This window comes from Klebsiella sp. KE9456 (assembly GCF_043832615.1).
GTDB lineage: Bacteria > Pseudomonadota > Gammaproteobacteria > Enterobacterales > Enterobacteriaceae > Klebsiella > Klebsiella indica.
Genome location: NZ_JBDYQK010000013.1, coordinates 1 through 18,547, shown reverse-complemented (window position 1 = coordinate 18,547; position 18,547 = coordinate 1). Strand labels below are relative to the sequence as shown.

The window sequence follows — 18,547 nt, the reverse complement described above, 5'->3', positions numbered from 1 at the left end:
TCCCCTGTTATGGATGGAAATAGATAAACTGGACATCAGAAACCGAAAACATCCGCTCGCGCTGTAAAATCACATGCGCACCGCCGCCCTGTCCTTGTAACCAGCGGGAATAAAGCCCTTCAAGGACGGCGCTGAAGGCATTACACCAGCGGACACGGCGCGCTTCATCGCGGCTGACCGGCAACGCCTGATGACGTAATCGCAGGCAATCCTCGCTAACCTCAATACTCACCAGCCCCCACTGAAAGCGCCTCAACTGCGCATTAATACTGGCTTCCAGTTGGCCAACTGTTTCTGATTCCGGCAATGGATACTCATCCGCCAGCGCTTCGCCCATCTGTCGCAGAAACGGAATGCTCTCCCGTTCCCCGGCGTTGCTGACCATGCCATCTACCATAATCAGCAACAGATCGAACCATCCGGCTGGCGTTTGCTGCTGCTGAAACCAGGTGGTGACCAGAGCCTCATTATTATCCGTCATGATCAGTTGTCTCCCAGCATGTAGCGAATATAAAGGCTGGCGGTGCTCTCGTTATAATCGCCGAAAGTATCATAGCCAACCTGTCCGCCAAGCGTCATCTGTTTGTTAACTTTGTAATCCGCCCCGGCGCGCAGGGTGTAGCCAATGCCGCTCTTCGACGTGGCTGAATAGTAGGCTTCTTTGGCGAAACCGTTGGTCACTGCGGTTTCCAGGGTCTGCTGCCACTCGGTATTGGTCGGGAAATAGGCGCTCTTATCCTGACTGTAAGATTGATAGCCCACCGAGCCACCAAGCTTCATCGTCCAGTTATCATATTTCTCCATCAGACTAACCGGCAGCGACACGCTGACGTAGTTCTGCGGGCTAAAGTAGCCCCCCTGTCCGTAGGTGAAGTAGCTGAGGTTTTTCGCATAATCCATGTAGCTCATACTCAACCCGGCCTGCAGTTGACGATACTCATCATGGTAAGGCCGCAGATATACCCCGGCATTGGCATTGATACTGGTGTTGCTGGCGACGTTTTTCCCAAGGTAGCTGTAGCCCCCGCCGCCAACGTAAAAACCGGCATCGCCATCGTCATAGCTCAGTTGCAAAGTACCGCCGTTTTTCGTCACCTGGCCCCAGGTTTTGCCGGAGTAGGCATCCTGTAGGCCGACATAGGAGAGCAGGCTGTCGGTGATCGCACGACGTTCGCCGGTAAAAATTAACGACAGATAGTTGGTCAGCTTCGGCGACCATTTCACACCGCCCACCAGGGTATTGAGGTCTTGTCCCAGCGGGGTACTGCCAATATCGACGCGATAATCATCACCGCTCAGCGCCAGCGCCAGCGCCACGCCGTTTGCTTTTTGCGCATTCGTGGAGCCGCTGGCTTGATCGACATCAGGCTTCAGGTTAGAAGACGCCAGATATTGCGCTGCTGCAGGATAAGAATTAACCAGCCCCTCTAGTTCCTTAATTACGCTGCTGTTGGTCAGGTTATAATCCGCCGGATCCAGGGTACCAATCCCGCTCAGATCCTCCGCGCCTGGGTTACTGGCAAAGTACGTTGCCTTTTCATCAGCGGTCATCGCCGCAATCGCTTTCTGCTCGCTGGTAATGGTGGAAATAATATTAGAGGCCGCATTCGACAACGGGTTCGAGCCATAGCGCCGCCAGGCATCGCCGGTTGCGGTTCCGGCGTTCAAGGTAATTGGCGTAACGGTGAAATCGAAACGTGAATCACCGAACGGCGACGAAGACCAGGTCAACGGGGTTTTCAATTCCGTCAGCTTACTGGTGCCGGATTCACCATCGCGACCGCGCATCTCCATGCCGCCCTGTAGCCAGGTCCCGGTTTTTTCCTGCAGAGACGCCATCATGGTATCGACCTGACGCAACGTTCGAGCCTGCGCGGTTTCAACGGGCAAATCAGGACGCAGGATCCCCGGCAACGTACTGCCATCGCCAGTCGAAACCTGGGAAACCTGCCATGGCATAGCTAGCCCCGAGCGCGTCGCCGTTGCTGTGCGCGATACGCCGATAAACGGGTTATCCGCCGCCAGCAAACCGTCGACTGTTGGCGTTTGCGCACTGTTGCTGCTCTGCAGCCCCAACAGCTTGCCGCGGGCGCTACGCAGGTAAGTCATCGCCTGCTGGTGCTCCCCCTGGGAGTCGGCGACGCGAGCCAGCAGCAGTAAACGGTCCGGCGAATTATCCGGCCGCAGCCCGCTCGCCAGTTGTGCCGCCCGGTCGTTATCCCCCTCCGATAGCGCGACATTAATGGCGCCGCTGCGCGCGTCCTGATTCGGCGTATCGTGGGTCATCAGATAGTCGTACACCACCCCGGCTTCTTTGTTCATTTTGCCGCTCTGATAGAGACGCGCCATCGCGAACATCAAGTCTGTGTTTTGCGGATCGCTCTGCATCGCGCGCATCAGCTTGTCGTACGCCGCCGCGTAGTTGCCCTGTTCCCGCAGGTGGTCCGCTTCATTAATCACGTAACCATTGCTAATACTGGCCAGTTGCGTTGGCGTACTGTTTGCCTGTAACTGCGGATTAGTCAACAGTTGCTGTGCTTCTTGAGTCAGACCCGCCTGATTGAGCACGGTTATCTGATCGGCATAATCTCCGGCATTACCGGAAATACCGTGGTTGATGTTGTTGCGCACCAGCGATACCGCCGTGCTGATATCGCCGCTCTCGGCCAGCAGTCGCGCCAGTTTACCGACATCCGCCGGCGCTTCTGGCGGCGTCCCGGCCATCGCCCTTAACGTATTGGACGCGGCGACGGTATTCCCCTGCGCCAGATAACTTTCCGCGATCGACAGTTGCAGATTGTAGTTTACCCGCTGACGCAACTCGCGCATCTGGCTGGTCTGTCTGGCGGCGGGAATTCTCGCCAGCAGGGTTTGCGCCTGCTGCCAGCCGCCGTTATCACTGGCAAAAAGGGCGGCGGCGTACAGCGAGTCGCTGTTGGCGCCAGGGTGCCAGGCGGCGGTCATAATCGAGTTTGCCTCATCGCCAGCGCCGGACTTTTGCAACAGTCGGGCTAAATCGAGGCGCATCCAGGCATCGTCCGGATAGCGCGAGACGCCCTGGCGCAGCGTAGCGATAGCGCCCGCCACGTTGCCGTTACTGGACTGCGCCTGAGCCTGTCGGCGCAGAGAATCACCCGGATTACCGACGATCGCCCTGGGCTGGAGCTTTTGCTGCAGGCTTTCCGGCAGCGTTTGCAGCATCGCCTGCGCTTCCGCCGTTTTATTTTGTTCGCGCAGAACGTAATAGAGATTCTCCCGCGCCGGGCCATTTTGCGGCTGTTCATTAAGTAATGACCGCAACGTTTGCTCGGCCTGCGGCAAATCTTTGTTGTGACGCAATACATCAGCGCGGAAGAGCTTCGCCGCCGCGCCCTGCGTGCCGCTCTGCTGCGCCAGCGGTGCGGAAAGCGCCAGCGCCTGGCTAATGTTGCCCTGTTTATAGGCCTGCTGCGCCTGCGCGAGCTGACCATAAAACAGCGCATCCGCCGCCTGCTGACGCCGGGTTTGCGCAGCATCGCCGCCGAGATCCGCCGCCCGACTCAAATATTGAGACGCCGCCTGAAAATCGCCGCTACGCTGAGCGATATAGCCCATTCCGGCCAGCGCGTCCGCATCCTGCGGGTTGGCCTGCAGAACCTGCTCAAATTGTTTTTTCGCCGCGGGGATATTACCGCTGTTCAGATCGGCATATCCCTGGCCGCGCGCCTGGCCATTGCGCCGTTCGCGGAAGTAGTTCTGCACTTCGCTATCCTGCGGGTGACGCTGCATCCAGTTATCATAAAACGGCTCGTCCCCCGCCTGCGGCCCCATCCACAACAGTGCCTGCCGCAGCCCGCTGTCGGCTTCTTTGCTGCCGCTGGCCATCGGTTCCAGCATAGCAATCCCTTCCCGGCGGGTCTCTTCGCGCCAGGTCAGCACCTTGCCCAATGCCACGCGCGCTCCGTTCTCCTGCGGATGCTGCGCAACATACTGACGCAGTTCACTCAGGGCCTGCGGATAGAGCGACTTGTCGCTGGCCATCGTCATGTAGTATTCCGCCGCCAGCCCGGAAGGCGGGACGTTGCCGTTAAACATGCTCCGCCAGGTCGCCAGCGCAGCGGGAATATTGCCGCTTCGCGCCTGCTGTCTTGCCAGATTCAGTTGCCCCTGCGGCACCTGCGCCATTTTTTTGGCGCTATCCAGTTCCTGTAAATCAGGACTATCGGGCGCCACTTTCGCCAGCCGCTCCCGCCACTGGGCCGCCGCCTGGAGATCCCCTCCCTGTTGCGCCCACAGCGCCATCAGATATAGCGCCCGGGTGTTGTCGGCATCCACCGACAACACTTTCTGCAGCGACTCCATCGCCAGCTCGTCGTGGGATTTTTCATGCCAGTAGTTTGCCTGGGCAAACAATGCCTGCAGCGCCGCATCGTTACCTGCCGCCCGAGCCTCACTGAACGCGCCGAGCGTCAGCACGCCGGACAGGCACAGCGTGGAAATCTGGCGGACGGCCTTGTTATTCATTCTGCTCACTCTTTTCATTGGCGATCCCCCGCCTCCAGACGCTTACGAGCATGACGTTTAAACATGGCGGTCAGCGCCAGTCCCAGAATTGATGTGGCGATCAGCCCCAGCAACGCCAGCAGGCCGGAGTGCTGGTTGGCGTACCACACCGCCATCATGTACCAGGGCATCTGGCCGCTGGGGAATGGGGTACTGACCTGAAAACTGCGCACGCCATTCTCACTGGTGATCACTGCCGTATCGCCGCGAATACCGGCATTGATACGCGCGGAATTAAGATCGTTTTCCAGTTTCGCCAGCTGATCGTCATTACTGGCCATCGCGACCACCACCAGTCGTTGGGCATTCCACGGTGACCGGTAGCTGATAAAACCGCGCCAGGCGCTTCGGGAGGATAGATAGCGGTCAGCGTCCATACCGTCCGAAGCCCAGTCGCCGCTTAGCTTGCGCTCTATTTTTGCCCACAGCGTCGGTTCGCGTACGCTAAGCAGATTATCGACCGGGTTATAGGGAGAGTCGGCCAACAGACGCTGGTTAAACCCTTTTTGATCAAGGGAGCTCACCGCCAGCACATCGCGATCGCGCAGGTACTGTAAACTCGCGCCGCCATCAGGAATGCCTAATACAACCCGGTTATTCGCCAGCGCTTCCCCGGTTGAATTTCCTGAACGCGCGGCCAGGTTCAGCAGGGTCGCCACCTGTGTCTCGGAAGGATGCTCAGGCAGCAGCAGGGTGGTTTGCGAGTAATCCGCTAACCGCGAAAAGGGGAATGACGCACCAACAAAATAAGAGAGGTTCGGTAACAAAGAGAAGTGTCGCGTACTGCTCAAATCAATCCATGAATCGTCGGTGAGACGGCTCTTGATATTGCTGTTCAACAATACGGAACAGGGAGCATTGTCCTTCGGCACCAGGTTGAAATAGAGCGAAAGCTGGTTATCGCCGTAAATCAGATACGGCGCCAGCGGAATAGTAAAACGCTCCTGGCGCGCATCGCCGCCCAGGTAACGCCAGAGCTTCTCCAGCGGCCCCTGCTTGTTCATCGGCAGGTTGTTGAGGAAGGCGTTGTTGAGCGTCACGCTTAACAACGACTTATCTTCATTAATCCAGCTCTCGGACGGGAAGCGATAGCCAATCCGCAAAGGGATGGTTTCGCCGTCCCATAGATAGAGATCCGGCGCCGCGCGGAAGGCCACACGTAGCGGCTCATGCCATACGCCGTTAACGGTCATACTTTGATCTTTACGTAGCAGTTCGCTGAGTTTTACCGGGCGATCGGTGGCTATCCAGCGCGGCGCATCGTACGGTTTGCCGAGCGGAATAGCCTGCGGCGCAACCGTCATACTGGCAGTCTGCGGGGCGAAATCGCCGCGCGTCAGCCGCCAGGCGGCCATGCGCAGCGCGGCGTCATTCCGTCCAACAATCAGCAGCAGCTTGTAGGCGGGATTACCCGGATTTTCAATAACCTGTAGCAACGGTTTGTCGGTTTGCGGTAGCGTCAGCCCCCCAACCTGCTCGCCTGGATGGCCGATAATAATGCCATGTTTCTCCGGCAGGCGATCGCGCAGGGCATCGAACTCGATACCGCGATAGTCGGCCTGAATCCCCAACCATGACGACACCAGCGCCGCCGCGCTGAAGATATCCGCCGTCGCGTTCTGCGGATAGGCAATGGCGATATCCGCCGGGGTCATCTGCATACTGTCGAAAAACGGGCGCGGAAAATAGCTTAAATCATTACTGATATTGAGCTGCTGACTCTCCCAGCTAAAGTGAGAGGCAGGCAAAATGGTCACCCGCGACGTATCATGGTTATCCAGCCGACACTGCATGCCATCGCCGTCGTTAATTTTAAAGCTCAGGTTGTTGCTGGAAACCATCAGCTCCGCCGGGATATCCAGCTGATAATGCGAAATGTCCTTGCCCTCAGCCCCCAGCGGTAAGGTACCAAGCGGCTGGCCATTCAGCATTAATTGCAGCGTGGCGTTGCGGGTCGCCATCTCCGGCGAAACCTTCACCTCCAGCATCAGTTGGGCATGAGTGACCACCTGATCGGCGGGCAACGTAAAGCTGGCCCCTCCCTGATTTTGCCCGCCGCTCAGCATAATGCCGTCCGGCCGGCCCATCTGCGTCAGGTTCAAATCACCACCGACAACCGGCGTTAAGGGGAGCGTATCGGGTGTGTCAGAGATGACCGGCGGCGGCATCGCCGGCAGCGAAGTCGATTCGGTCGTGGCCGCTGAATTGGATTCCGCTGCCGATTCGGCAACCGCCGCGCTGCCGCCCCCCGCATCAGGTAACGGGAAGTTCAGTTGCGATAAGGAATGTACAGGCGTCTCCTCGCTATGCAACGCAGGCACAGCGAACAGACCAACCAGCAGCGCAAGCGCCGTTAAACGTTTCATAAGCCGCCATCCTCCCGCGCGGGTTTCGCCGCAGGTGGCTGGCGACGCTGGCTGCGCGTTTTCCATGTCAGCCAGAACAGATCAAATACGCAGCGCAAAATGGTAGCAAAAGAGCGGAACGGATTGTCCTGCGGACGCGGCGGATTAATCCACGCATCGGCGCGCGCCAGTACCACACGGACCAGTTCGCGGCGACGGGACAGCGGGATATGTTCATCAAACTGCAGGCGGACAAAACGATCGTCGCCTGTGACCTGACGAACGGGAATCGCAATCGCCCCGGACTGGAGGAGCAGTTCAATCGCTTCAATCTCATCCTGCTGGTGACGCTTATCCGGCGCGACAACACGGCATCCCCCCATTGACAGGTCGGCAGTATGGCTACGAGAGACAATGCCGCTGGTATAGTGGATGAGTACCGGAATATCGACATCAATACGAATCGTTTTGCGCACCTGGCGACTTTCCCGCGCGACGGCGATAGCGGCCAGCAGGAAGATCAGGCTGTAAATCCCCCAGCCAACGTTCAGCGCGATAACCCACGGGTCCGATCCAAAGTAATCGTGGCCGACGGCACGGACAATACCCACCACCACGCCCAGGCCCAGCAGACCAGCAACAACCAGGTGCGGCCTGACGACCGTAAAATCAAAATAGCCGACATCAAGCAAGCCGCCTTTATCGGTGACGTTGAATTTCCCGCGCTTAGGGAAAATCATCGTCACCAGCGTCGGTAGCACCAGATGGAACGCCAGTACGATATCGTAAATTTCCCCCCAGAAGCTGTAGCGATAGCGACCATTCATCCGCGATCCAACATAAATCGCGAGGAACAGATGCGGCAGCGCGTAGGAAACAACCAGACTCGCCGAAGAGTAGATGATATTCAGGTTAAACAGCAGATAAGCCAGCGGCGCGGTAACAAACACCACCCGCGGCAGAGCAAACTGATAGTAAAGCATGGCGCTGAGGTAACAGAGGCGTTGCTGAAACGTCAGCCCGCGCCCCAATAAGGGATTATCGAGACGGAAGATTTGCGTCATCCCGCGCGCCCAGCGGGTACGCTGGATCACGTGTACGACCAGGCGTTCAGTGGCCAGACCCGCCGCCAGCGGAATATCGAGAAACGCCGATTTCCAGCCCAGACGCTGGAACTTCAGCGCGGTATGCGCATCTTCTGTCACCGTTTCAACCGCAAAACCGCCAATCTGATCGAGCGCGGTGCGGCGAATAACGGCACAGGATCCACAAAAAAAGGTCGCATTCCAGTTGTCGTTACCCTGCTGAATCGGGCCATAAAACAGCATCCCTTCGTTGGGGATATTGCGGCCAACGGAGAGGTTACGCTCAAAGGGGTCCGGCGAGTAGAAGTAGTGTGGTGTCTGCACCAGCGCCAGCATCGGATCGTTAAGGAACCCGCCGACCGTCGCCTGCAGGAACACGCGGGTCGCCACATGGTCGCAGTCAAAAACGCAAATGAGTTCGCCGTTGGTCAGGGTCATCGCATGATTCAGGTTACCCGCCTTGGCGTGTTTGTTATCGTTACGGGTGATATACCCCACCCCAACATCGGCGGCAAAAACGGCGAAATCGCTGCGTTTACCATCATCCAGCAGATAAATTTTTAACTTATCTGCTGGATAATCAATACATTGTGCCGCCAGCACGGTATCGCGAACCACCTCAAGCGGTTCGTTATAGCTCGGAATGTAGATATCGACCGTCGGCCACGTGCTCATATCATCCGGCAGCGGAACGATTTCACGCTTCAGCGGCCAGACCGTCTGCAGGTAGTTCAGCAGCAACATCACCCAGATATACACTTCCGCCAGAAACAGCCCCATCCCCAGAATCGCTTCGATGGTGGAGTTAAAATGCAGGGTCTGCGTTAAACGGAAATACATATAACGGGTCGACATGAGCAGCGATGTCACAACCATAATGACGGAGACACTGCGGTTCTTGCTGAACCCCATGATGAGGAGGATACCGATACTCAGCAGGCCAAAAATATACTGCTTTTGGCTGTCCATCGGCGTGATCACAACCAGCGCAGCAACGGGCGCAAGCACCAGTACCAGTAACCAAAAAAGAGATTTTTTCATTCAGCCGCCCTGCGATTTAATTAAAGTCCTGACCTGCGTGGCGGGTTGTACACCGTGCCATCGCCAATATTAATACCCAACTGCGCAGAGATTTTTTTGGCGATAATTTCAATATCAAAGGCGGCTGCGGAGGAAGAATTAAAGTCAAGAATCGATTTCTGGGACGCATTTGCCTCCACCACGCTTTCATCGCGATGGATAATGCCCAGCAGATGGTCACCCAGCTTTTGTTCCATTAACGCGGTGACATCGTGACTCACCTGACGGCGGCTATCGCTCTGGTTAATCACAAAATAGTGCCCGTGCTTATCGTTGAGTTCGCCGCCGGTCAGGCGCTGTTTTTCGACATGCGACAGCACGGACATCGATGCGGTATCCGCCAGCAGCGGTATCAGATGCATATCCGCAAGGGGGGTCAACGCCGTCAGCGCCGGGGAAGGGCCCGGCGGCAGATCGGCGATAATAATCAGCCCCGGATAATTGAGCAGTGCAGCCAGGCCGCGCGTCAGAAAGTGCTCGTCATGAACCAAATGCTCATCAAAAGCCACGCGCTGAGCCGGACTCACCTCACCATAGGGTAAGACAAAAATATTACTGCCGGCGCTCAGTACGCACTGGCTCCAGTCGTGGAGTTCCAGCGCTTTCGCCACATAGCCGCGTTCATCGCTAAGAGGAACGCCAAAATGCAGACGCAGAGCGTTCTGCACATCAAAATCAAGGGCCAGAACTTTACTCCCCGCTCTGGCCAACGCCCAGGCCAGGTTTGCCGCGAGGGTCGTTTTGCCTACGCCGCCTTTCGGAGAACAGACACAAATCAACGGCATGTTGCAATCCTTTCTAAGAGTGATTTCAGAGGCTGATCTTTACCTTTCGCTACCGGCCCGGCGGTCACCGTTTGCGTCGCGAAGAGATGGGCGAAGCCTCCCGTCGTCGATGTTATCGCCGGGCGAGATCTGATTGCGGGCGCAGGCTCGCGGGGCGGTGTCGGTTGGGACATCACCGCCCGGGTAACAGGCTCAGGCGCCGTGACGTTTTCCTGCACAACCGTTTCAACGGCAGCCGGTTCGGAGGTCTCCGTCACCGAAACAGGCTGCGCTGATGCCGCGACAGGTTCAGGAGCCGTTACCACCGGAGCAACCAACGATGGCGAAGGTACGGCCTGAACGGGGTGACTTTCAACGCGAGTAAACGTATCGACAGAAACCAACTGCGGTGAGGGAAGTGAAACGGTCTCAGCCATCGCTAAAGTAGGTTCTTCCGTTACGGGCATAAGCTGATTGAGGATAGCCCAATCCCCTTTTTCACCAACGGCGGTTTCTGATGAAAGGTCCTTGAATTGTAAACGCTGTGTTCGCGTTTTTTCCTTGAAGCGCTGTAAGTCATCATAATGGTTCATCGATAACCTCATGATTTTAAATATATCATATTTTTAATCTGTTTTAATTGTCATTCAACGCCGCTAAAGCATAGAGACATTTTCTGGCAAACCGCCACGTCGTTGGCGGGCCAGGGACCCGGTCCATCCTTGCGCTGCATCGTTACTGGTTGCCACTTCGCGACATGCGAATCCGTTGCTGACAGATTTGCCGCTCATTGCGGTCAGTCACTCTCTCTGTTGCCGTTTTGATGCATCAGGGAGTTTTATAAAGAGTTTATTTAGACCCTTACCCGGCGTTATGTCCGCCACCTTACGCTAACGTTAATATGAGGTTAATTGTTTTGAATAAGTCAGGCTGGGTGTCATTTCATCGCGATAATACAGCTACACTATCAATTCTTTTTCAAAATCATAGTCCCATTTTTTGGGTGGCTGCGTTGTCTATCTCGTGCGTACCCTCTGCCAGGCGATTAGCATAGGGGCGTTTTTATACTACCGACAGGCTTTGTTGAATAAATCAGATTTCAAACAAGTATTCCTGTCAGAAGTCCAACTCTCTGCGCAAGTCAGCCGATAGCCGTTAAAATTCGTTGCCGACGAATTGTTACTTACCTACCGTCGTGACGTATCCTCAATAATTTTATATACCCGTCATACTTCAAGTTGCTTATGCGTTGGCTACACTCACTCCAGTCACATCGTTATCTATGCTCCTGGGGACTCACGCCCTTGCCGCCTTTAAGCAACGCGAATTATTTAGGGTATAGATAAACTTTTAAATTAAGCGTAATGCACACCTGCAGAATACTAAAGCGCGTTCATTTTAATATTTTTTGATCTTAATCCGCCATATTTAATCAGGGTAAATTATCGTCATACCCGCAGCGTCTGGACAGCCCGGGGAGGTTTTGCTCCCCCGGACTCCACTGCGGCTACCGCGTCCCCGCATACCGTCATTCAGGCGGAATCAGGGCAGCAAACGCGGAATTAGCGGCCCTCGTCTGACCGCCAATAAAGCCGATAACGCAACTGAACAGGCTAACCTGACCAGCATTCAGTCCGGTTCGCCAGTTTTATCTCCGACTGCATTACGCCAGCGGCTTCTCTCCATTGAGATCCTGATCGACCGCAAAACAGGCCACCAGTTGACCATTATAATCCTTCAACTGCGGCTGTAGTTGGGTACATGGGCCGAAACGGCGGCGACAGCGGGCGTTAAACGCACAGCCCGGCGGCGGGCTCAGCGGGCTCGGCAGTTCGCCAGTCAGCTTGATACGCTCACGGCGATCATCCGGGTTCAGGCGCGGTGTCGCCGACAATAGCGCCTGAGTATACGGATGCTGCGGATTATTAAAGATTTGATCCTTCGACCCTTTCTCCACGCAGCGGCCTAAATACATCACCATCACTTCATCAGCGATGTGCTCCACGACCGACAGGTCGTGGGAGATAAAGACGTAAGACAGCCCCAGTTCCTGCTGCAAATCCATCATCAGATTCAGCACCTGCGCACGTACCGACACATCCAGTGCGGAAACCGGCTCATCGGCAATCACCACGTCCGGGTCCAGCATCAGACCGCGGGCGATAGCGATACGCTGACGCTGCCCGCCTGAGAACATATGCGGATAACGGTCATAGTGTTCCGTTTTCAGGCCCACCTTCGCCATCATCGCCAGTGCTTTCTCACGGCGCTGCGCCTGGCTCAGCGACGTATTGATCCGCAGCGGTTCTTCGAGAATCTGCCCGACTTTTTTTCGCGGATTCAACGAACCGTAGGGGTTCTGGAACACTATCTGGATTTTCTGCCGACGCAGTTTCTGCGCGTGCGGATCGCGCTTAAGCAGGTTCTGCCCCTGATAATAGAGCTCACCGCTGGTGGGGGTTTCAATCATCGTCAGCAGACGGCCAAGCGTTGACTTCCCACAGCCGGATTCACCGACAACCGCCAGCGTTTTACCCCGCTCAAGGGTGAACGAGACGCCATCCAGCGCTTTTACCAGACGTTCCTGCGAGAAAAGCCCCTTCTTCACAGGGTAGTGTTTTTTCAAATCGGTGGCCAGCAACAGCGGCTGTTGCGTGGTGGCCTCATGCATACTCATAGCCCCGGCCTCCCGGCATCATCAAGTGGGTAGTGGCATTTCGACTGGCGTCCGCCGTTAAGCAAGTTCAGTTCAGGTTCTTCACTACGACATTTGTCGGTCGCATAGGGGCAACGCGGGTTAAGCAAGCAGCCATTCGGGCGATCATATTTTCCCGGCACCACCCCCGGCAGCGAAGCGAGACGCGCTTTATCCTGAGCAAACTCCGGCAACGCCCGTAGCAGCGCCTGAGTGTACGGATGACGCGGCGCGCGGAAAATGTCTTTCGCATCGCCGGTTTCCACCACCTGACCGGCGTACATGACGATGATTTTGTGCGCCGCTTCCGCCACCAGCGCCAGATCGTGCGTAATCAGGATCAGCGCCATGTTCTCTTTCTGCTGCAGTTCCAGCAGCAGTTCGATGATTTGCGCCTGGATGGTGACATCCAGCGCCGTCGTGGGTTCATCGGCAATCAGCAGCTTTGGCCGACAGGCAATGGCCATCGCAATCATTACGCGCTGACTCATCCCGCCGGACAACTGGTGCGGATAGACATCAAGACGGGAAGCCGGATCGGGAATACCGACCAGCGTCAGCAGGTCAATTGCCCGCTGCCGACGGGTTTTCTTATTGCCGCCCTGATGCACCTTAATCGCTTCCATGATCTGGAAACCAACGGTATAGCACGGATTCAGGCTGGTCATTGGGTCCTGGAAGATCATCGCTACTTCCGCCCCCACCAGGTTGCGACGCTCTTTCTCAGAGATGCGCTGCAAGTCCTGACCGTTAAACGCCAGTTTTTCCGCCATGACGCGACCCGGGAAATCAATCAGCCCCATAATCGCCAGCGAGCTGACCGATTTCCCAGAGCCGGACTCGCCGACAATCCCGATCACTTCCCCCTGATCGACACTGTAACTCACGCGGTCTACGGCGCGGAACGGCGTCCCTTCGTCACCGAAGTGCACCGATAGTTTATTTACATTTAATAACGCCATCTCGAACCTCTTACTGCTTCAGTTTGGGATCGAGCGCGTCACGCAGACCGTCACCCATCAGGTTAAATGCCAGCACCGTCAGCAGGATCGCAATCCCCGGAAAGGTCACGACCCACCAGGCGCTCTGCGCGAACTGCAACACGTCGGAGAGCATGGTGCCCCACTCCGGCGTCGGCGGCTGCGCACCCATGCCAAGGAAGCCAAGAGCGGCCATATCGAGAATGGCGTTAGAGAAGCCCAGCGACGCCTGAACGATCAGCGGCGCAAGGCAGTTAGGAAGAATGTTGATGAACATCTGGCGCATCGCCCCCGCGCCCGCCACCCGCGACGCGGTCACGTAATCGCGGCTCACCTCCACCAGTACCGCCGCGCGCGTCAGACGCACGTAGTGCGGCAAAGCGACAAACGTCAGCGCCAGCGAAGCATTCACAATAGAGGGACCGAAGATGGCCACCAGCACCAGCGCCAGCAGCAGGCTCGGCAACGCCAGCATGATATCAACGATGCGCATGATGATGGCGTCAACGACGCCGCCGAAATAGCCGGCCACCAGGCCGAGCACCACGCCAAGAATCAGCGATAGCACCACGACCAGACAACCAACCAACAGAGACAGGCGCGCGCCGTACATCAGGCGCGACAGGATATCGCGGCCAACATCATCGGTGCCGAGCAGATGCGACATACTCCCACCGTCCTGCCAGAACGGCGGCGCCAGCAATGTATCGCGGAACTGATCCGCCGGGTTATAGGGCGCAATGACGTTGGCAAACACGGCAATAATGATCATCGCCATGACGTAGACCAGCCCAATGACGGCGCCTTTGTTGCGTTTAAAATAGTGCCAGAACTCCTGCAGAGGGGTCATCGGCACCGGTGCGGCGACAATTTTATTTTCAGTAACGTGTGACATGATGGCCCCTTACTTCTTATGCCGGATACGCGGGTTCACCACGCCATACAACAGATCGACCAGCAGGTTGACGAGAATAATCATCGTTGCCACCAGCAGTACCCCGCCCTGCACCACCGGATAGTCGCGGCGCTGCAGCGCGTCAATCAGCCAGCGACCGAGTCCCGGCCAGGAGAAGATCGTTTCTGTCAGGATAGCCCCCGCCAGCAGCGTACCAACCTGCAACCCAATCACCGTAACCACCGGCAACATTGCGTTACGTAGCGCATGAACGACAATCACCCGCATACGCGTCAGACCTTTCGCACGCGCGGTGCGGATATAATCCTCACCCAACACTTCCAGCATTGATGAACGGGTCATTCGTACAATCACCGCCAGCGGGATAGTGCCCAGCACCACCGCCGGCAGGATCATGTGCATCAGCGCATCGATAAAGTCCCCCGGCTCCCCCCAAATCGCGGTATCAATCAGCATAAAGCCGGTTAGCGGCAGGGTATCGTCAAGGAAAACGGTATCGCTGATGCGCCCGGAGACCGGCGTCAGATTGAGCTGTACCGAAACCAGCATAATCAGCATCATGCCCCACCAGAAGATAGGCATGGAGTAACCGGTCAGCGCGAGGCCGACTGAGGCGTGGTCGAAGATAGAACCGCGTTTGACCGCCGCCAACACGCCCACCGGGATCCCGACGATGACGGCGAAAATCATTGCGCAAATGCCCAGTTCCATCGTCGCCTTAAAGCGCGGAACGAACTCATCCCATACGGGAATACGGCTTTTCAGCGAGATGCCTAAATCACCGTGCATCACACCCCAAATATAGTGAACGTACTGTTGCCACAGCGGCTTATTAAGGCCCATTTCGGCCAGTAGCTGTGCGTGACGTTCAGGGGAAATACCACGTTCACCCGCCATAATCATCACCGGATCGCCGGGGATCATATGAACGAAGGCAAAAGTGAGAAGGGTAATACCGATAAATGTCGGGATGACAAGTCCCAAACGTCGGAGAATGAACTGCAACATAACCCGGATTCTCTTTAGTGACGGCCCGTCTGGTGACAGGACGTCTGTATTGCTCACAGATTTTATCCCACGCATACACCACTGCGGGGTAAAGCATTACGCCAGATGGCGCCGCGCCAGTCCGGCCTGTTACGGTAGGACCGGGTAAGCGCGGCGCCGCAGGCATGGGGTGTCAAAGCACCCCTGACTTTTAATTATTCAATAGAGACGTTATCGAAGTGGTGTTTACCCAGTGGATCAACCACATAGCCTTTGACCTCTTTACGTACAGGCTCATACACGGTGGAGTGAGCAATGATCAATGCCGGGGCCTGGTCATGCATCACCACCTGAGCCTGTTTGTACAGCTCAACGCGTTTGTTGTGGTCGTCGGTAGCGCGGGCCGGTTGAATCAGGTCTTCAAACGGCTTGTAGCACCAGCGGGAGTAGTTAGAACCGTCTTTTGCCGCAGCGCAGCTGAACAGGGTCGCGAAGAAGTTATCCGGGTCCCCATTGTCACCGGTCCAGCCCATCATCACGGTCTGATGCTCGCCCGCTTTCGCGCGTTTCAGGTATTCGCCCCACTCGTAGGTGACGATCTTAGCTTTGACGCCAACTTTTGCCCAGTCAGCCTGAATCATCTCAGCCATACGGCGTGCGTTCGGGTTGTACGGACGCTGCACCGGCATCGCCCACAGGTCAATACTGAAGCCTTTTTCCAGGCCCGCTTCTTTCAGCAGCGCTTTCGCTTTCTCTGGATCGTAGGTGTAGTCTTTAACATCGTTGTTATAGCCCCACATGGTCGGCGGGATCAGGTTCTTCGCAGCCTGGCCCGCGCCCTGGTAAACGGCTTTGATAATCGCTTCTTTATTGACGGCATAGGTCAGCGCCTGACGAACCCTCACATCATCCAGCGGTTTCTTCTCAGTATTGAAAGAGAGATAGCCTACGTTCAGGCCAGGCTGTTCCATCAAGGTGATGTTTTTGTCTTCTTTCATGCGCGCAATATCTGCCGGGTTCGGATACGGCATGATCTGGCATTCATTTTTTTGCAGCTTAGCGTAGCGCACGGAAGCATCAGGGGTAATTGAGAAGACCAGACGGTCAATCTTCGGCTTAGTACCCCAGTAGCCTGGGAAAGCTTTGTAGAGAATACGGGAGTCTTTCTGGTACTGCACCAGCTGGAATGGGCCAGTCCCGATGGGGTTCAGGTCCACTTTTTCCGGCGTACCGGCTTTCAGCATGTTATCGGCGTACTCTTTCGACAGAATCGAGGCGAAGTCCATGGCGAGGTCAGCGAGGAACGGTGACTCCGGGCGGGTCAGTACGAACTGGACGGTATAATCGTCCACTTTCTTCACTTCGCTAATCAGGTCCGGTAAGCCCATCCCTTCGAAGTATTCATAGCTGCCGCCAGACACCTGATGATATGGATTTTTTGGGTTTTTTTGTCTGTCGAATGAGAAGACAATGTCGTCGGCGTTCATCGTGCGGGTCGGTTTAAAATCCTTACTGCTCTGCCACTTCACACCTTTACGCAAATGGAAAGTATAGGTTTTGCCATCTGCGCTAACGTCCCACTTCTCCGCCAGGCCAGGAATAACTTCCGTCGTACCGGTTTTAAACTCGACCAGTCGATTATAAATCGGCACTGAACTGGCATCATAGGTGGTACCTGAGGTAAATAGCTGTGGGTTAAAGCCTTCCGGCGAACCTTCAGAACAATAAACCAGGGTTTTCGCTTGTACGCTTGCGGCAACGGTCATGGCCACCAGGCTGAGACCAAGCTTCAGCATCCCTGATTTTTTCAAGGAAATACTCATTATTCTGCTCCAAATGTGATGTTGTTTGCATATATCCGCCAGACCTTTATTTATTTTTATTCGTCATATTTCTGACTGCGGAGCGTCAAATCTGGCGCCGTCCCGCAACGAGAACGATGAGAATATACCCGGTCCAGTCGGTGGTGCCCGAAGGCGTTGAGAGAGATGGGGATTCCTTTCACAAAAACGACTGAGTTGCAGTACGGATTCTCCATGAAATGCCCCTCATGCCCTACAATCTGTCAACAGAATGGGGAAACGTCAATACATCCAACATGGTTTTATATCCGGGGTGAGAATCAGCAGACAAAGATTAAAAAAAGTTCATAGCGTCATTCCCAGCAGAGAAATTTGTGCTATCAGCATAAACCCAGAATAAATACCTTTATATTTTTCTACAGGCAGTGATAAGCAATTATGGAAAATGGTAAAAATTTCTTGCGATGTGACCAATATGTGAGCGATAAATAGCGTGAACGTTAAAACGCACAGCGGAAAATGCTGAAGTTATCCATAAGCTTCGCGAAAAAAGATCGGTATATATATAAAAAAATACAATGGAAGATGTCACAAAATCGTGAGCAAATGGCAAAAAGCCGTCGTCGATGGGGTTTTGAGACATTTGCTCCCTTTCTCTGCCTGGCATCCTCTGGAAGTAGCGCGATATGCCTGCTCGGGAGAGGCTCCAGACGGAGTGAAGCATTTACGCCACGACCCAGGAATTGACTCCCCGGGCACCGTTTTCCGGATTTGCACGGCGACGGACGCAAAAAAGCCTGCTCGTTGAGCAGGCTTTTGAGGCTGATGACAAACCTGATTTAGATATTGTGCTCGCATTTCTGCCGGGTGGCGGCTATCGCCTTACCTGGCATGTAAAACCAATAATATCATCATGTTATGGGTTTTTCGTAGGCCCGCGCAAGCGAAGCGCCGCCGGGCAATTCCGGAAAAACGCACTTTGTCAGCAATCTGAAAAGCCTGCTCGTTGAGCAGGCTTTTCGAATCTGGTCGGTGATAGAGGATAACTCGCCACTGCGTGGCTCGCCCTGCGGGCCGTTGCTGACGCAACGTTCTCTCGCTTCGCTCGGGTCGAACCTCCTGCCCCCGGAGGTTCTCATCCTCGTTGACTACAGATGCAAAAAAGCCTGCTCGTTGAGCAGGCTTTTCGAATCTGGTCGCTGATAGAGGATAACTCGCCACTGTGTGGCTCGCCCTGCGGGCCGTTGCTGACGCAACGTTCTCTCGCTTCGCTCGGGTCGAACCTCCTGCCCCCGGAGGTTCTCATCCTCGTTGACTACAGATGCAAAAAAGCCTGCTCGTTGAGCAGGCT

Annotated in this window: 10 protein-coding genes, 2 other RNA genes and 1 pseudogene; all 13 read right to left on the bottom strand. The window is 55.6% G+C overall.

Translation table 11 applies throughout. The features are described from left to right. Positions 1-7 precede the first annotated feature (7 nt). Positions 8-484 (bottom strand): cellulose biosynthesis protein BcsD, encoded by a 477-nt coding sequence (bcsD, locus tag ABK821_RS14600; RefSeq protein WP_185929293.1) that lies wholly within the window; start codon positions 482-484, stop codon positions 8-10. Then, a complete protein-coding gene (locus ABK821_RS14595; protein WP_395033974.1) occupies positions 484-4,521 on the bottom strand; it encodes a cellulose synthase subunit BcsC-related outer membrane protein in 4,038 nt (1,345 codons plus the stop codon). The genes bcsD and ABK821_RS14595 overlap by 1 nt, the downstream gene beginning before the upstream one ends. Further along, positions 4,518-6,908 (bottom strand): cellulose biosynthesis cyclic di-GMP-binding regulatory protein BcsB, encoded by a 2,391-nt coding sequence (bcsB, locus tag ABK821_RS14590; RefSeq protein ID WP_343178098.1) that lies wholly within the window; start codon positions 6,906-6,908, stop codon positions 4,518-4,520. The genes ABK821_RS14595 and bcsB overlap by 4 nt, the downstream gene beginning before the upstream one ends. Continuing rightward, on the bottom strand, positions 6,905-9,013 hold the full coding sequence (bcsA, locus tag ABK821_RS14585; RefSeq protein ID WP_343178099.1) for a UDP-forming cellulose synthase catalytic subunit: 2,109 nt from the start codon (positions 9,011-9,013) through the stop codon (positions 6,905-6,907). The genes bcsB and bcsA overlap by 4 nt, the downstream gene beginning before the upstream one ends. Before the next feature lie 20 nt (positions 9,014-9,033). Continuing rightward, a pseudogene (locus ABK821_RS14580) lies at positions 9,034-9,826 on the bottom strand (cellulose synthase operon protein YhjQ/BcsQ). Between the two features lies 1 nt (position 9,827). Continuing rightward, positions 9,828-10,409, bottom strand: a complete 582-nt coding sequence (gene bcsO, locus ABK821_RS14575; protein ID WP_343178100.1) for a cellulose biosynthesis protein BcsO — start codon at positions 10,407-10,409, stop codon at positions 9,828-9,830. Between the two features lie 1,070 nt (positions 10,410-11,479). Beyond that, on the bottom strand, positions 11,480-12,493 hold the full coding sequence (gene dppF, locus ABK821_RS14570) for a dipeptide ABC transporter ATP-binding subunit DppF (RefSeq protein ID WP_138359518.1): 1,014 nt from the start codon (positions 12,491-12,493) through the stop codon (positions 11,480-11,482). Then, positions 12,490-13,473, bottom strand: a complete 984-nt coding sequence (gene dppD / locus ABK821_RS14565) for a dipeptide ABC transporter ATP-binding protein (protein ID WP_138359520.1) — start codon at positions 13,471-13,473, stop codon at positions 12,490-12,492. Before dppD ends, dppF begins: the two co-directional genes overlap by 4 nt. A gap of 10 nt (positions 13,474-13,483) precedes the next feature. Continuing rightward, positions 13,484-14,386: a dipeptide ABC transporter permease DppC gene (gene dppC / locus ABK821_RS14560; protein WP_138359522.1), complete on the bottom strand. Its 903-nt coding sequence runs from the start codon at positions 14,384-14,386 to the stop codon at positions 13,484-13,486. Positions 14,387-14,395: 9 nt separating this feature from the next. Beyond that, a complete protein-coding gene (dppB, locus tag ABK821_RS14555) occupies positions 14,396-15,415 on the bottom strand; it encodes a dipeptide ABC transporter permease DppB (protein ID WP_138359524.1) in 1,020 nt (339 codons plus the stop codon). 194 nt (positions 15,416-15,609) lie between these two features. Next, positions 15,610-17,217 carry a dipeptide ABC transporter periplasmic-binding protein DppA gene (gene dppA / locus ABK821_RS14550; RefSeq protein WP_138359526.1) on the bottom strand — a complete coding sequence of 536 codons (1,608 nt, stop codon included), beginning with the start codon at positions 17,215-17,217 and terminating at the stop codon, positions 15,610-15,612. A gap of 1,005 nt (positions 17,218-18,222) precedes the next feature. After that, a non-coding RNA gene (locus ABK821_RS14545) (RtT sRNA) lies at positions 18,223-18,356 on the bottom strand. 33 nt (positions 18,357-18,389) lie between these two features. After that, positions 18,390-18,523: non-coding RNA, RtT sRNA (locus ABK821_RS14540), on the bottom strand. Positions 18,524-18,547 lie beyond the last annotated feature (24 nt).

Excerpts from the sequence above, each read along its gene's own strand:
- dppB (WP_138359524.1), bottom strand. The coding sequence starts at position 15,415 with ATGTTGCAGTTCATTCTCCGACGTTTGGGACTTGTCATCCCGACATTT.
- dppA (WP_138359526.1), bottom strand. The coding sequence starts at position 17,217 with ATGAGTATTTCCTTGAAAAAATCAGGGATGCTGAAGCTTGGTCTCAGC.
- dppC (WP_138359522.1), bottom strand. The coding sequence starts at position 14,386 with ATGTCACACGTTACTGAAAATAAAATTGTCGCCGCACCGGTGCCGATG.
- dppD (WP_138359520.1), bottom strand. The coding sequence starts at position 13,473 with ATGGCGTTATTAAATGTAAATAAACTATCGGTGCACTTCGGTGACGAA.
- bcsB (WP_343178098.1), bottom strand. The coding sequence starts at position 6,908 with ATGAAACGTTTAACGGCGCTTGCGCTGCTGGTTGGTCTGTTCGCTGTG.
- dppF (WP_138359518.1), bottom strand. The coding sequence starts at position 12,493 with ATGAGTATGCATGAGGCCACCACGCAACAGCCGCTGTTGCTGGCCACC.
- ABK821_RS14595 (WP_395033974.1), bottom strand. The coding sequence starts at position 4,521 with ATGAAAAGAGTGAGCAGAATGAATAACAAGGCCGTCCGCCAGATTTCC.
- bcsA (WP_343178099.1), bottom strand. The coding sequence starts at position 9,013 with ATGAAAAAATCTCTTTTTTGGTTACTGGTACTGGTGCTTGCGCCCGTT.
- bcsO (WP_343178100.1), bottom strand. The coding sequence starts at position 10,409 with ATGAACCATTATGATGACTTACAGCGCTTCAAGGAAAAAACGCGAACA.